Genomic DNA, 14,981 nt, shown 5'->3' on the forward strand with positions numbered 1-14,981 from the left:
CCACCCACCCGCGGGGGCAGTGTTTTCAGCCTGTCCGGTGTTTGAGGACGAGGCGGTCACCGTCCCGATCTCCCACCCACCCGCGGGGGCTGTATTTTCAGCCTGTCCGGAGTCTGAGGACGAGGCCATCCCCGTCCCGATCCCCCACCCACCCGCGGGGGCAGTACTTCCAGCCCGTCCGGCGTTTGAGGACGAGGCCCGTTCAGGGCCGAAGCGGGGGTCCGGGGGCGCAGCCCCCCGGGACGGGACGGGTAGGGGCGGCGGGGGCGAAGAAGCCAGGACCTCAGCCGCATCCCAACCCGCACACGACAACACCCCCGCACTCCGCGCCAGCGAAACCAACGCCTCCAGATCACACCCACCGGCAACCTGCGAAGCCATCGCGGCAACGGCCTCCACCGCCGCAGCCCGCCGCTCGGCAACCGGCACCAGCCCCAGATGCCGCGACGGCGTATCCACCTGCGGAGCCCGCCGCAACACCCCCATCACCGGCACCCCGACCGACTCCAACGCCTCCCGCAACAACTCCTCGTGCCGATCCGACGCGACCTTGTTGAGAATCACGCCCCCGACCCGAACCTCCGGATCCCACGACACAAACCCGTGCACCAACGCCGCCACCGACCGCGCCTGCGAGGACGCGTCGACCACCAACACCACCGGCGCCCGCAGCAACTTCGCCACATGAGCCGTCGACGCCAGCTCACCTTCCCCCGCGGCCCCGTCGTACATCCCCATCACCCCCTCGACGACGGCGATGTCACACCCACGCGCCCCGTGCACGAACAGCGGCCCGACCAGCTCCGGCCCGCACAGATACGCGTCCAGATTCCGCCCCACCCGCCCGGTCGCGAGCGCGTGATACCCGGGATCGATGTAGTCCGGCCCCACCTTGTGCGGAGACACGGCAAACCCCCGCGCGGCGAACGCGGCCATCAACCCCGTGGCAACGGTGGTCTTGCCGCTGCCCGAGGAAGGCGCGGCAATGACCAGCCGAGGGACGGAAGCAGTCACCACTCGATGCCCCTCTGCCCCTTCTGCCCGGCGTCCATCGGATGCTTCACCTTGGACATGTCGGTCACCAGGTCGGCGAAGTCGACGAGCTTCTCGGGCGCGTTCCGCCCGGTGATCACGACATGCTGGGTCCCCGGACGATTCCGCAGCACGTCGACGACCTCGTCGGTGTCGACCCACCCCCAGTGCATCGGGTACGCGAACTCGTCGAGCACGTACAGCTTGTACGTCTCGGCCGCCAGGTCCCGCTTGACCTGCTCCCAGCCCTCGCGGGCCTTCTCCTCGTTGTCCATCTGGGAGTCCCGCTGCACCCAGGACCACCCCTCACCCATCTTGTGCCAGTCGACGGACCCGCCCTCCCCGGACGCCCCCAGCACCCGCAGCGCGTTCTCCTCGCCGACCTTCCACTTCGCCGACTTGACGAACTGGAACACCCCGATGGGCCACCCCTGATTCCAGGCACGCAGCGCCAGCCCGAAGGCAGCGGTCGACTTGCCCTTCCCGATCCCGGTATGCACGACCACCAGCGGCCGATTCCGCCGCTGACGAGTCGTCAGCCCGTCGTCGGGCACCACACTCGGCTGTCCCTGAGGCATTACGCGGCCCTCCTCTGTACGTCCTTCACCAGCCCGGCGATGGAGTCCGCCCGCAGCTCGTCCAACGTCACCGCCGTCCCGCCCAGTTCACCCGCGAGCTGCCCCGCGAGCCCCAGCCGCACGGGCCCGGACTCGCAGTCGACGACCACGGAAGCGATCCCCTCGGCGGCGAACAGCCGCGCGGCCCGCCCGGCGAGCGCGACCGGCTCCGGCCCACCGGTGGCCCGCCCGTCCGTCACCACGACAACCAGCGCCCGCCGCGCGGGATCCCGCAGCCGCTCGACGCGCAGCACGTCATGCGCCTTGAGCAGCCCCGCGGCCAACGGCGTACGCCCACCCGTGGGCAGGGACTCCAGCCGCGCCGCGGCCGCATCCACCGACGACGTGGGCGGCAACGCGACCTCCGCGGCAGACCCCCGGAACGTCACCAGCCCCACCTTGTCCCGCCGCTGATACGCGTCGAGCAGCAACGACAGCACGGCCCCCTTCACGGCACTCATCCGCTGCCGCGCCGCCATCGACCCGGAGGCGTCCACGACGAACAGCACGAGGTTCCCCTCGCGCCCCTCCCGCGTCGCCTGCCGCAGATCGTCCCGGCGCAGCACAAGCCCCGGCCCGGACCGCCCGCGCGCCCGCTGATGCGGAGCCGCCGCCTGCACGGTCGCCGCCAGGTGCAGCTTGGTCAGCGCTCCCCGCGGCCGCCGCGCACCCGTCGTCCGCCCGTGCTCGGTACGCGCCCGCGACCGCCGCCCGGCAGCACCCTCACCGATGCCCGGCACACTCAGCACCTTCGCCCGAAACGGCTCCGAGGCCCGCACGGCGGACTGCTCGCCCGAGCCCGCACCGGAAGGCTGCGGCTCCCCGCCCTCACCGGCCTCGGGCCGCGCACCCGTGTCCCCGCCCTCCGGCCCGGCGTCGTCCGGCGACGGCTGCCCGCCACCCCCACCGGGCCCGTCCGGGTCGGGATCCTCGTCGCCCTCGCCGGAGAACTCCTCCAGCGTCTGATCCAGCTTGTCCTCGTCAAGTCCCGGCGCGTCAAAGGGATTGCGCCGCCGCCGGTGCGGCAGCGCCAGCAGCGCGGCCTGCCGTACGTCCTCGGCCAGCACCTCCGTCCGCCCGGCCCACGCGGCCAGCGCGGTCGCCGTACGCGCCATCACGATGTCGGCCCGCATGCCGTCCACCTCGAACGCCGCACAGGTCGCCGCGATCTGCCGCAGCGCCCCGTCGCCCAGCCGCACCGACGGCAGCAGCTCCCGCGCCGCCACGATCCGCGCCCGTACGGCGGACTCGTCCTCGGCCCACCGCGCGGCGAAGCCGGCCGGGTCGTCGTCGTAGGCGAGCCGCCGCCGCACGACCTCCACCCGCTGGTCGGGCTCACGCGAGGCCGCGACCTCGACGGTCAGCCCGAACCGGTCAAGGAGCTGCGGCCGGAGCTCGCCCTCCTCCGGGTTCATGGTCCCGACGAGCAGGAAACGCGCGGCATGCCGTACGGAGACACCCTCGCGTTCGACGTACGAGGCGCCCATCGCGGCCGCGTCCAGCAGCAGGTCGACGAGATGGTCGTGGAGAAGGTTGACCTCGTCGACGTAGAGGATGCCGCGGTGCGCGTCCGCGAGGAGCCCCGGCTCGAAGGCCTTCACGCCCTCGGCCAGCGCCCGCTCGATGTCGAGGGCACCCACCAGCCGGTCCTCGGAGGCGCCCACCGGCAGCTCGACCATCCGCGCGGGCCGCCCGGCCCCCGGACCCGCCTCGTGCGGCCCGTCCGGACAGCCGGGGTCCGGCTTCGCCGGATCACAGGAGAACCGGCACCCGGGCACCACGGACACCTCGGGCAGCAGCGCCGAAAGCGCCCGCACGGCCGTCGACTTGGCGGTGCCCTTCTCGCCGCGCACCAGCACACCGCCGACGGCCGGCGACACGGCGTTCAGCAGCAGCGCCAGCCGCAGGTCGTCCTGGCCGACAACGGCCGTAAAAGGGAAGGGGGTTGTCACTGGTCGCCCTCCAAGTCGCCTTCGAGCTCCAGGTAGGTGGCGCGCAGCCGCTCCAGAGTGTCCGCATCCGGCTCGGCCCACAAGCCGCGGTCCGCCGCCTCCAGCAGCCGCTCGGTGATACCGCGCAGCGCCCAGGGGTTGGACTGCTTCATGAAGTCCCGGTTCTCCGGGTCGAAGACGTACTCCGCGCTGAGCTTCTCGTACATCCAGTCGTCGACCACGCCCGCCGTGGCGTCGTACCCGAACAGGTAGTCCACGGTCGCCGCCATCTCGAAGGCGCCCTTGTAGCCGTGCCTGCGCATCGCCGCCATCCAGCGCGGGTTGACCACGCGGGCGCGGAAGACGCGGTGGGTCTCCTCGCCCAGGGTGCGGGTCTTCACCTGGTCGGGGGTGGCGGAGTCGCCGACGTACGCCTCGGGGGAGGCGCCCGTCAGGTGGCGCACCATGGCGACCATGCCGCCGTGGTACTGGAAGTAGTCGTCGGCGTCGACGAGGTCGTGCTCACGCGTGTCGACGTTCTTCGCGGCGACGTTGATCCGCCTGAACGCCGTCTCCATGTCCCCGCGCGCCGCCCGCCCGTCGAGTCCGCGCCCGTAGGCGTAACCGCCCCACACCGCGTACACCTCGGCCAGGTCCGCGTCGCTCCGCCAGTTCCGCGCGTCGATCAGCGGCAGCAGACCCGCGCCGTACGCCCCCGGCTTCGACCCGAAGATACGGGCCGTCGCCCGCCGCCGGTCACCGTGCTCGGCGGTGTCCTCGTCGGCGTGCGCCTTCACGAAGTTGGCGTCGGCCGGCTCGTCCAGCTCGGCGACCTTCCGCACCGCGTCGTCGATCAGCCCGACCACGTGCGGGAACGCGTCCCGGAAGAACCCGGAGATACGGACGGTCACGTCGATGCGCGGCCGCCCCAGCTCATCCAGCGGCACGACCTCGAAGCCGGTCACCCGCCGCGACGCGTCGTCCCACACCGGCCGGCAGCCCAGCAGCGCGAGGATCTCGGCGATGTCGTCGCCCTGGGTGCGCATCGCCGAGGTGCCCCAGACCGTGAGGCCGACGGACTTCGGGTACTCGCCGGTGTCCTGGAGGTACCGCTGCACGAGCGAGTCGGCGAGGGACTGCCCGACCTCCCAACTGAGCCGGGAGGGAATCGCCTTGGGGTCGACGGAGTAGAAGTTCCGGCCGGTCGGCAGCACGTTGACCAGACCGCGCGTGGGCGAACCGGAGGGCCCGGCCGGGACGTAACCGCCGTCGAGCGCCTTGAGGATGTGCCCGATCTCGTCCGTGGTGCGGGCCAGCCGGGGTACGACCTCGTTGCAGGCGAACTCCAACACCGCCACGGCGTCGGCCAGTTCGGTGCCGATGACCTCACGCACGAGCGGCGCGCTCGCGGCCGTGGCCCAGTTGCGTGCCTCCATGCCCTCCGCGATCCGCCGGCACAGCTGCTCCAGCAGGTCGATCGCGTCGGCGGCCGTGCGCGACGGCCCCTCGACCAGCTCGGTGAGCTCCACCGGCACCTTCACCGGAGCGCCCGGCTCGGCCAGCAACTCCTTCTCGACCAGCCCGAAATGGGCCGCGAGGCACGCCCGCAGACCCGGCAGGGCGTTGGCCTGCCCGCCCCACACCTGCGAGGCGCGCAGCACGGCCAGCACCAGGTTCACCCGCGGCTCGCCTTCCGGCCCGCCGCCCAGGATGTGGAGCCCGTCGCGGATCTGCACGTCCTTGATCTCGCACAGATAGCCGTCGATGTGCATGACGAACTCGTCGAAGTCGCCGTCCTCCGGCTGCTCGTCGACATGCAGGTCGTGGTGCAGCTCGGCGGCCTTGACCAGCGTCCAGATCTGGGCGCGAACGGCCGGCGCCTTGGCCGGGTCCAGGTCGGAGACGAGCGCGTACTCGTCGAGGAGCTGCTCCAGCTTGGCCAGGTCGCCGTAGGTGTCGGCGCGGGCCATCGGCGGCACGAGGTGGTCGACGACGGTGGCGTGGCCGCGGCGCTTGGCCTGGGTGCCCTCGCCGGGGTCGTTGACGATGAACGGGTAGATCAGCGGCAGATCACCGAGGACGGCGTCCGGCGCGCAGCCGCCGCTGAGCCCGAGGCCCTTGCCGGGCAGCCACTCCATCGTGCCGTGCTTGCCCATGTGCACGATGGCGTCGGCGCCGAAGCTGTTCTCCAGCCAGCGGTAGGCCGCCATGTAGTGGTGGGACGGCGGCATGTCCGGGTCGTGGTAGATCGCGATCGGGTTCTCGCCGAAGCCGCGCGGCGGCTGGATCATCACGACGACGTTCCCGAACTGGAGGGAGGCGAGCACGATGTCGTCCCCGTCGACGTACAGACTGCCCGGCGGCTCACCCCACGCCTCCAGCATGGCGTCCCGCAGCTCCGGGTCCAGCTTGTCGAACCACGCCCGGTAGTCGGCCAGCGGCACCCGCGCGGGCGCTGCGGCCAGCTGCTCCTCGGTGAGCCATTCGACGTCGTGGCCACCGGCGTTGATGAGCCGATGGATCAGCTCGTCGCCGTTGTCGGGATGCCCCTCGACGACGTACCCGGCGTCGCGCAGCGCGTCCAGCACCCGCACCGCCGAGGCCGGGGTGTCGAGACCCACCGCGTTGCCGACCCGCGAGTGCTTGGTCGGGTAGGCGGTGAAGACCAGCGCCAGCTTCTTCTCGGCGTTCGGCTTGTGCTTCAACTGCGCGTGCCGTACGGCGATTCCGGCGACGCGCCCGGCCCGCTCGGGGTCGGCGACGTACACCGGGACGTCGTCCGGGCCCTGCTCCTTGAAGGAGAAGGGGACCGTGATGAGGCGTCCGTCGAACTCCGGGATCGCGACCTGCATCGCCGCGTCCATGGGGGAGAGGGCGGCGTCGGACTCGTCCCAGGCCGTGTGCGAGGAGGTCAGACAGAGCCCTTGCAGGACAGGGATGTCGAGCCGGGCGAGCGCGCCGATGTCCCAGGCCTCCTCGTCACCGCCGGCCGAGGCCTGCGAGGCGTGCGTTCCGCCGGCGGCGAGGACGGTGGCGACCAGCACGTCGGCCGAGTCGAGGACCAGGAACAGGTCGAGGTCGGCGTCGCGCAGTGAACCGCAGTACACCGGAAGGGCGTTCGCGCCGCGTGCCTCGATCGCGTCGCACAGGGTGTCCACGAAGGCGGTGTTGCCGCTCAGCTCATGGGCCCGGTAGAAGACCACGCCCACCGTCGGACGGTCCGCCCGGATTTCCCGGTCGCCATGGATGCCCCACTGCGGCATCTTCTGCGGCTCGACGAACCCCTCGCCCGTCAGCAGCACGGTGTCGGAGAGGAACCGGGCGAGCTCGGTGAGGTTGGCGGGCCCGCCCTCGACCAGGTACTTCAGCGCCTCGGCCACCACACCGGCCGGGACCGACGACTCGGCCATCAGCTCCGCGTCCGGCACGGCCTCGCCGCCCAGCAGCACAGTGGGGATACCGGATGCCTTGAGCTCGGCGAGCCCGTCCTCCCAGGCCCGCTTGCCACCCAGCAGTCGTACGACGGCGATGTCCGCGCCCTCGATCAGCGCGGGCAGCTCGCTCACGACGTCCACGCGGGTCGGGTTGCCGATCCGGTAGTCGGCACCGGAGGCGGCCCGGGCCGCCAGCAGATCCGTGTCGGCGGTCGACAACAACAACACAGTGCTCATGCGGGCGCTCCCGGTGGAATGAAAGGCAGTCCTTGTGGCGCGCCCGACTCGATGAGCCGCCAGAGCGCGTCCGTGTCCGCGTGCTGTTCGATCAGATCGCCGAGCCGGTCGAGCTGCTCCTCGCGCAGCGCGGCGAACGACGTGTCGGCGGCCGGCACGAAGCGGCGGCCCGCGGCGGCCGCCACCTCCCGCAGAAAGGCGCGCCGGAAACCGTCCGACTCCAGCGAGCCGTGCCAGTGCGTGCCCCAGGTCTGGCCGACCCGGCAGCCGTCCAGGAAGGAGGCGCCGTCGGTTATTTCGGCGACCCCGTGGTGGATCTCGTAGCCCTCGACCGGCTCGCCCAGGGCTTCGCCCACCGGCCGGGTGAGGGTCTTCTCGCGGGCGAACCGCACCCGCACGGGCAGTACTCCGAGGCCGTCGACATGCCCGCGCCGGCTCTCGACGTCGTCCTCGATGTGCTCGCCGAGGATCTGGAAGCCGCCGCAGATGCCGAGGACCGGCCGCTGCTCGGCGGCCCTGCGCACGAGAGCCTCCGCGAGCCCCCGCTCCCGCAGCCACTCCAGCGCGCGAACCGTCCCACGGGTCCCCGGGACGATGACGAGATCCGCGTCGGCCAGCTCCTCCGGCCGGTCCACGAACCGCACGACCACACCCGGCTCGGCGGCGAGGGCGTCGACATCGGTGAAGTTGGACATCAGGGGCACGGCACAGACGGCGACCCGCAGCACGTCCTCGCCGACGGGGGAGGAGACCTGGGACTCCCGCACCGCTCCCCGCAGGGAGACGCGCAGCCCGTCCTCCTCGTCGATGCCGAGCCCGTGCCGGAAGGGCAGGACGCCGTAGGTGTGCCGCCCGGTGAGGCCGTGGAGCATGTCGAGCCCGGGTTCGAGCAGCGACACATCGCCCCGGAATTTGTTGACGAGGAACCCGGCGACGAGCGCCTGGTCCTCGGGCGAGAGGAGGGCGACGGTCCCGAAGAAGGAGGCGAAGACGCCACCGCGGTCGATGTCGCCCACGACGAGTACGGGGAGCTGCGCGTTGCGCGCGATCCCCATGTTCACGATGTCGGTCCGCCGCAGATTGATCTCGGCCGGACTCCCGGCCCCTTCGCAGATCACCGCGTCATACGTGCCCCGCAACTCGGCGAGGCAGTCGAGCACGGTCCCGAGGAGCTTCTGCTGCCGCCCGCCGTGGTACCCGCGAGCGCTGAGCTCACCGACCGGCTTCCCGAGCAGCACGACCTGGCTGCTCTGCTCGCCGCCCGGCTTGAGCAGCACGGGATTCATCAGCGCGGTCGGCTCGACCCGGCAGGCCTGGGCCTGCATGGCCTGCGCCCGCCCGATCTCGGCGCCTTCGCGCGTGACGAACGAATTGAGGGACATGTTCTGCGCCTTGAACGGCGCGACCTTGACCCCTTGCCGCACCAGCCACCGGCAGATTCCGGCGGTGACGACACTCTTGCCGGCATCGGAGGTGGTGCCGGCGACGAGAAGCCCGCCGCCGGTCATGACCGCCGTCCCTTGACGATCCGGCGTGCGGCGACACTGACGCCGAGCGCCAGCCAGCTCACCCGCCGGGACAGCCGAACGGCCCGCTCGATGTCCCCGACTTCCACTGCACGTCCCTCCCCGTTCAGCACCGGCCGGTGCTCGATGCGCCCGCCGTACGACAACGTCCCGCCGAGCCGGACCCCGAGCGCCCCCGCGAACGAGGCCTCCACTGGCCCGGCGTTGGGGCTCGGGTGCTTCGCGGCGTCGGCACGCCAGGCGCGTACGCCACCACGGGGATCGCCCCCGGCGACCACCGCGAGCACGGCGGTGAGCCGCGCTCCGGGCCACCCGGCGACGTCGTCGAGCCGGGCGGACGCCCAGCCGTAGCGCCGATGACGCTCGGACTTGTGCCCCACCATGGCGTCGAGGGTGTTGACGGCCCGGAACCCCACAAGCCCCGGCACCCCGCCGGCGGCTCCCCACACGAGCGCCCCCACGACGGCGTCGGAGGTGTTCTCGGCGACGGACTCCACGACCGCGCGCGCGATTCCGTCCGCGTCCAGCGCCTGCGGATCCCGCCCGCACAGATGCGGCAGCCGTGCCCGCGCGGCCTCGACGTCCCCCGCTTCGAGGGCACGGCCGATGACCCGGGCCTCCCGGGCGAGCGAAGTCCCCCCGACGACCGCCCAGGTGGCGGCGCCGGTCAGTGCGACGGAGGCGGCAGGGGAGCGGCGTACGGCACGAGCGGCAACGGCGCCCAGCGCGACGGCTCCTCCGGCGCACACGGCGGTGTGCAGCGCGCCCCAGCCCCGGTGGTCCCGCCACAGCACGCGTTCCACGGCGCCGGCGGCCCGCCCGAACACGGCGACCGGATGCCCGCGGCGCGGATCGCCGAGGAGCAGGTCACCGAGGAGGCCGGCGGCGGCGCCGTACGCGAAGACGCGATCGGCCCGCATCGGCTCAGCCGGCCGTGGGGTCGGGCAGAGCTCGGTTGGGGCAGGCTCTCAATCGGCAGCCGCGCATGGCGATATGTCCTCACTCAGGGTGTCCGCGCCCTGGCTCGACGAGATCGGCGGTGAGAGTTCCTGGCTCCCAGGGCTGTCTACCCCGGTGACAGTGGCGGGACCGCGCCGGATTCACACCGGCTTCCTCTCCTGCCGCCGTAGCTGGCTCCGGCAGTCCACCACGGGCCCGGAAGGGCCGTCAACTTGCCGTTGACCTGCGAAGGGGGAGTGTGCTGAGTTCCACACCGCTAGCACGGCAGGCCGCCCAAAGAGGGCTGCTTGCCCTGAATTCCCCTCTGCCGGGCGGCAATCCCCGATCCCGCTTGTGAACACGCACGGTGACCCCTGCAATAGCCCCTATGCCCCATACGGGGTGCAACGGACGCGGGAGGGGACGCACAGTGGCGTACGTGGGCGAGATGCTGCTGGACGACGGGCAGATCGTGCTCCTGGAGGTGGCCGGCGACGGCCCGGCCGGAGTGCAGCGCGTCTCGCGCGGGGGCGTGGTGGCCGGTGCCGCCGAGACCCTCCAACAGGCACTCGGCCGGGTGCGCCCCGCCCTCGGCGCGGTCCTGGACGACGCCAGAAGCCTGGCGAGACCGCCCGCGGAGGTGACCGTCGAGTTCGGCATCACGCTCAGCGCCGAGGCGGGCGTCGTGGTGGCGAAGGGGTCGACGGAGGCCAACTTCAAGGTGAGCATGCGCTGGGCGCCCCAGGACGACACGGTCATTCCGGGACAGCGTGCCGATGACGGCCGCTCCTGACGACGAACTCCCGGGGGCCATCGCGCGCTTCTGGAGCGCCGACGGCCAGGTCGCCGGCTGCGGGTTCCTCGTCGCCGAACGAACGCTGTGCACCTGCGCGCATGTCGTGGCGAGCGCGCTGGGCACGCCCGACACCGACGAGACGCCCCCCGTCGCCGCGGTGACCGTGGACTTCCCGCTCCTGAGTCCGCCCTCGGACCGGCTGCGGGCGACGGTCACGCACTGGCGCCCGGTGGCGCCCGACGGCGGCGGCGACATGGCGCTGCTGACGCTGGAGGAGTCGGTGCCCGGCACCGCCCCGGTGCGCTTCGCGGGCGGTGCGGCGGTCTGGGACCACGCCTTCCGTGTCGTCGGCTTCCCGCAGCGCACCGACGACCACGGCGTCTGGGTCGACGGTCGGCTCCGCGCCGCGGTCGGCAAGGGTTGGGCCTCGATGGAGGCGCGCCCGGTACCCGGCGGCCCGCCCGTCGGCCGCGGCTTCAGCGGCGGGCCGGTCTGGGACAGCGACCAGGGCGGAGTGGTCGGCATGACGGTCGCCGCGGAGGTCGGCACCGGCGCGACCACCGCGTACCTCATCCCCGCCGCCCTGCTCCTGGGCCTGGACCCCGCTCTGCGGCCGTCGCCGTTCCGTGGCCTGGAGCCCTTCCGGGAGCAGGACGCGGGCGTGTTCTTCGCGCGGGCGGCGGACACCGAGCGGATCGTCCGCGCCGTGCGCACCCAGCCCTTCGTACCGGTGGCGGGGGCGTCCGGGGTCGGCAAGTCCTCCCTCGTGCGCGCAGGGGCGCTGCCGTTGCTGCGGGCGGCCGGGTACACGGTGACCGACTTCGTCGGCCAGCCGGGAGCCGCACCGGTGCGCGTCCTGCTGGCCGCCCTGCGGGACCGGTTTCCCGATCTCACGCGCACCACCGGCGAGCGGCTCACCGAGGAGACCGCGGTGCTGATCGGCGCCCGCCTCCTGGAGCGCTCCGGCCCGGCAGGCCACGTCATCGTCCTCGACCAGTTCGAGGAGACGGTCGGTGCGGAGCCCGCCCGCGCCCGCGAACTCCTGGGCACCCTCCTCACCATGGCGTCCGCCCGTCACCCGGACGGCCGCCACCTGCGCGTCCTGACCACCTTGCGCTCGGCCTCCCTGGAGGACCTCGTGGCGGGCGGCGACGCCGAACGCCTCAGCGTCACCGTCCAGATGCTCGCGCCCATGACCCGGCAGCAGCTCGCCGAGATCGTCCGGCGGCCCCTGGAGTCCGTCCCCGGCGTCGACTTCGAACCCGGCCTCGCCGAACGCATCGTGACGGACGCGGGCACCGGGGCGGGGGCCCTGCCGCTGGTGGAGTTCGTCCTGTCCCGGCTGTGGGAGCGGCGCGACCGCGGACGCCTCACGCATGCGGCGTACCGGGAACTCGGGGGAGTGGACGGTGCGTTGGCCGCCTACGCGGACCAGCAGCTGAAGGAGGTCTGCGCGGCGCCGGACGGTCCGAGCCCCGAGGTGGCCCGCCGCCTGTTCGAGCAACTCGTCCTGCCCGACGGCGGCCAGGGCTTCGCCCGAGTGGCCCGCGCCTACGACGCCCTGCCGCCGGAGCAGCGCACCGCGGCCCAGTCCCTGGCCTCCACCCGCCTCCTCGTCATCGCCCGCGACAGCAGGGGGCGCGAGACGGTCGCCCTCGCCCACGAGTCGCTCGTGCGGCAATGGCCCACGCTGCGCGAGTGGTTGGAGGAGACCCGCGGCTTCCGCGTCTGGCAGGAACGGGTACGGGCGCGGATGCGGGACTGGGAGGAGGGGGAGCGGCACCCTGATCTGCTGCTGCGGGGGCAGGAGTTCGCGACGGCCCGGCAGCGGGCGGCGGCACATGCGGAGGAACTGACCGCCGCGGAAGTGGAGTTCATCGAGCTGAGCCGGCGGCAGCAGCGGAGGGTGGTGCGCCGGGGGCGGGCCGTGGCCGCGGTGGTGGCGGTGCTGGCTCTGGTTGCGGGGCTGCTCACCTACTTCGTGCGGGAGGCTGACAGTCAGGCCGAGTTGAAGGCCACGGAAGAAGTGGCCGACAGACTGGCCGCCGCGGCGGAGGAGAAGCGCCACGAGGATCCGGTGGCGGCGGCGGTGATGGCGCTGCGGGCGTATCGGACCGCGAGCACGGACGGGACGCGCAAGGCGTTGATGTCGATGTACGCGCCGATGTCCTCGGTCTCGTTGGTCGACGGGGACTTCCTGGAAGGCCGGGTGGTGAACGCGGCCGCCTCCGCGGACGGGAGCCGCGTGGCGCTGCTGCACCGGGACGACGACAACGTACTGCGCGCCTATCTGGTCACGGGCCTGTTCGGGGCGGCGCGGACCAAGCACGAGATCCAGGGCATTCCCGAGCACGCCAACCAGGTGGCGGTGAGCGACGACGGGAGCCGGGTGAGCGTGTCGGGACCCGAGGGGCACATCAAGGTGTGGAGCACGAAAGCCCTGGACGAGCCGTTGCGTCACTGGCGGTGGGAGCCGGAGGAAGACGTCTCCTCGACCTCCGACATCCTCGACTTCTCTGCCGACGGTCGTCATCTCCTGCATGTGGTCGGCGGGGCGGGCATGTGCTTCGCCAAGGCGCGGCTGAAGTCGTACGTCCATCTGTACGACATCGAGGGCAAGCGGCAACAGAGCGTGCCGTCGGACGGGTGGCAGTCCGAGGGCTGTCTGCACGGTGCCGCGCTGCCCGCCGGAAAGGGGGCCTCCGGTTCCCTGATCACCGTGATCAGGAACACGGCCGGAGACGAGCTCCTCAACAGGTACGCCGTACGTATCAGTCAACTGGGCACGGGCGACCTGGTCTGGAAGCGGGACGGTCTGAATGACGCCACGATCGGCCCGGGCGGCAGATATCTGGGAACCATCGAGGCCGACCGGACGGACGGCAGTTACCGGGAGCCGGCGACCGGTACGAGACTCGACGGGGGCGGGGACTTCCAGGCTCCGAACTCCGAGGAGGAGACGGGCCGTTTCCTGGTGCAGGAACACGGGTCGTTGGGAGTCTGGTGCGACCGGGTCAGCGGGCGACGGTACGTCGCGCCCATCCCTGACGCCTTGTCCGCGGGGGCGAGTGAGACGCCCTATCTGTTTGCGACGGCCGGAGCGGACGGGCCACGGCTGCTGGCCCTGACCCAGGGCAGGCTGATCGAGGTGCGCGCGTCGGCCGCCCTGCCACTGTCCCGGGGCGGGGACGGTGGAGCTTCCGTTTCGTTCTCCTCGTCCGGTCGGGAGTCGGCCGCGTTGGTGTCCGAGTCGGACAACGACTCGTCGGCACAGCGTCACACGCTCTCGTTCCTCGGAGGACCTGGGCCGGCGTCGCGGACCCTGACGTCGAAGGACCTGCCGAAGGACTCCTGGCCCTCGCTCACGGTGAGCGGGAACGGTCGGCGGGCGGTGGTCTGGGGGGACTGGGGGTGGACGCTGTACCACCTGACATCCGAGAAGCTGACGCGTGTGGAGCACGCACGCGATCTGTCCGATACGTCGACGTCGGTCGTGCGGGACGTGCAGCCGGTGGGCAGTGGAGACTTCCTGCTGCTGGGCCGGAACGGGGTGCAACGACTGGACGGCTCCAAGGGGCGCCTGACCCGCTCCAAGGGCGCGGACTGCGACGAGAAGGACGACGAGAACCCGCGTTACTGCGTCGCCCTTGCCGTGTCTCCCGGCAAGGGGCACGAAGCGCTGGCGCTTCAGAACAACGGAACGGCCAGGACATGGAGCCTGGTCGACGGCTCGGAAGGCCCGTACGAGGACTTCGGCGACGGAAGCGACTCCAGCGCAGGGAGCGTGCTCTACCGGGACGACGGCGGGCGTGTGGCGGTAGCGGTGAGAGAGGGCGTCTTCGTGTGGGACCCCGGTTCAGGCCACGTCAGGCAGCTCGACCCGGGCTATCTCGCGCGGGTCGCCCTGTTCGAGAAGGGCGGCCGTCTCGTGCTGACGGACGCCGAGTCCTCGCCCACCGAGGCCGACCTCTGGTCCGAACACCACGACCGGCTCATCGCCACGCTCTCCGCCCCGCGCCCCGAAGGCGCCTGGCATCTCAGCGACGACACCCTCCGCAACGGCACCGAATGGGGCACGTGGGAGATCCCCCTGGAGCAGTCGGCCCTTGCCGAAGGCCTCTGCCGCGCCATCGGCACCTACGACCCACCCGCCCTGCGCGAGAACCTGCCCCCGGCGGCTCACACGAAAGCGCTCTGCCCGGGGGAACCCGGGCAGAGCGCCATGTCGTAGAGCAGGTGTCACGCCACGATCAGATAGATCCCGTACGTCACAGCCGCCGCGCACGCCGCGAAGCACGCGTACGCGCCGGTGACCGCAAGCCCCGCGGAGCCTCCCTGCGCCACCGCCCGCTCGCGCCGCGACAGGCCCGCGATGCCGAGGGTGAACAGGCCCACCAGGGCCACGGTGACCACGAGGCTGACGCCGAAGACGGAGCCGAGAGCCGCCCAGTCGATCTTCATACTTCTTC

Annotated in this window: 8 protein-coding genes, 1 pseudogene and 1 riboswitch; of the genes and pseudogenes, 2 read left to right on the plus strand and 7 right to left on the minus strand. The window is 72.2% G+C overall.

Going from position 1 to position 14,981, the window contains the following annotated elements:
* Positions 1–170: 170 nt before the first annotated feature.
* From AB0Q90_RS09275 to AB0Q90_RS09300, 6 genes and pseudogenes are all read right to left on the minus strand, one after another.
* Positions 171–1,017: pseudogene (locus AB0Q90_RS09275) on the minus strand (cobyrinate a,c-diamide synthase); the annotation flags it as partial.
* Entirely contained in the window at positions 1,011–1,610 is a 600-nt protein-coding gene (gene cobO / locus AB0Q90_RS09280; protein ID WP_363164810.1) for a cob(I)yrinic acid a,c-diamide adenosyltransferase, read from the minus strand. The gene cobO and the pseudogene AB0Q90_RS09275, both read right to left, overlap by 7 nt.
* Complete coding sequence (locus AB0Q90_RS09285; protein ID WP_363164809.1) at positions 1,610–3,601, minus strand: putative cobaltochelatase; 1,992 nt, start codon at positions 3,599–3,601, stop codon at positions 1,610–1,612. Before AB0Q90_RS09285 ends, cobO begins: the two co-directional genes overlap by 1 nt.
* Entirely contained in the window at positions 3,598–7,251 is a 3,654-nt protein-coding gene (cobN, locus tag AB0Q90_RS09290; protein ID WP_363164808.1) for a cobaltochelatase subunit CobN, read from the minus strand. Before cobN ends, AB0Q90_RS09285 begins: the two co-directional genes overlap by 4 nt.
* Positions 7,248–8,759: a cobyric acid synthase gene (locus tag AB0Q90_RS09295; protein ID WP_363164807.1), complete on the minus strand. Its 1,512-nt coding sequence runs from the start codon at positions 8,757–8,759 to the stop codon at positions 7,248–7,250. Before AB0Q90_RS09295 ends, cobN begins: the two co-directional genes overlap by 4 nt.
* Complete coding sequence (locus tag AB0Q90_RS09300) at positions 8,756–9,697, minus strand: cobalamin biosynthesis protein (RefSeq protein ID WP_363164806.1); 942 nt, start codon at positions 9,695–9,697, stop codon at positions 8,756–8,758. The genes AB0Q90_RS09295 and AB0Q90_RS09300 overlap by 4 nt, the downstream gene beginning before the upstream one ends.
* 103 nt (positions 9,698–9,800) lie before the next feature.
* Positions 9,801–9,941: riboswitch (cobalamin riboswitch) on the minus strand.
* Between the two features lie 223 nt (positions 9,942–10,164).
* Here AB0Q90_RS09300 and AB0Q90_RS09305 point away from each other — a divergent pair.
* On the plus strand, positions 10,165–10,509 hold the full coding sequence (locus AB0Q90_RS09305) for a CU044_2847 family protein (protein WP_363164855.1): 345 nt from the start codon (positions 10,165–10,167) through the stop codon (positions 10,507–10,509).
* Positions 10,493–14,743: a serine protease gene (locus AB0Q90_RS09310; protein WP_363164805.1), complete on the plus strand. Its 4,251-nt coding sequence runs from the start codon at positions 10,493–10,495 to the stop codon at positions 14,741–14,743. Before AB0Q90_RS09305 ends, AB0Q90_RS09310 begins: the two co-directional genes overlap by 17 nt.
* A gap of 8 nt (positions 14,744–14,751) precedes the next feature.
* Here the strand turns inward: AB0Q90_RS09310 and AB0Q90_RS09315 are convergent, their stop codons facing one another.
* On the minus strand, positions 14,752–14,973 hold the full coding sequence (locus AB0Q90_RS09315) for a hypothetical protein (RefSeq protein ID WP_363164804.1): 222 nt from the start codon (positions 14,971–14,973) through the stop codon (positions 14,752–14,754).
* Between the last annotated feature and the right edge of the window lie 8 nt (positions 14,974–14,981).

This window comes from Streptomyces sp. NPDC079141 (genome assembly GCF_040686775.1).
Classification (GTDB): Bacteria; Actinomycetota; Actinomycetes; order Streptomycetales; family Streptomycetaceae; genus Streptomyces.

Excerpts from the sequence above, each read along its gene's own strand:
- AB0Q90_RS09310 (WP_363164805.1), top strand. The coding sequence starts at position 10,493 with ATGACGGCCGCTCCTGACGACGAACTCCCGGGGGCCATCGCGCGCTTC.
- cobO (WP_363164810.1), bottom strand. The coding sequence starts at position 1,610 with ATGCCTCAGGGACAGCCGAGTGTGGTGCCCGACGACGGGCTGACGACT.
- AB0Q90_RS09295 (WP_363164807.1), bottom strand. The coding sequence starts at position 8,759 with ATGACCGGCGGCGGGCTTCTCGTCGCCGGCACCACCTCCGATGCCGGC.
- AB0Q90_RS09305 (WP_363164855.1), top strand. The coding sequence starts at position 10,165 with ATGCTGCTGGACGACGGGCAGATCGTGCTCCTGGAGGTGGCCGGCGAC.
- cobN (WP_363164808.1), bottom strand. The coding sequence starts at position 7,251 with ATGAGCACTGTGTTGTTGTTGTCGACCGCCGACACGGATCTGCTGGCG.
- AB0Q90_RS09300 (WP_363164806.1), bottom strand. The coding sequence starts at position 9,697 with ATGCGGGCCGATCGCGTCTTCGCGTACGGCGCCGCCGCCGGCCTCCTC.
- AB0Q90_RS09315 (WP_363164804.1), bottom strand. The coding sequence starts at position 14,973 with ATGAAGATCGACTGGGCGGCTCTCGGCTCCGTCTTCGGCGTCAGCCTC.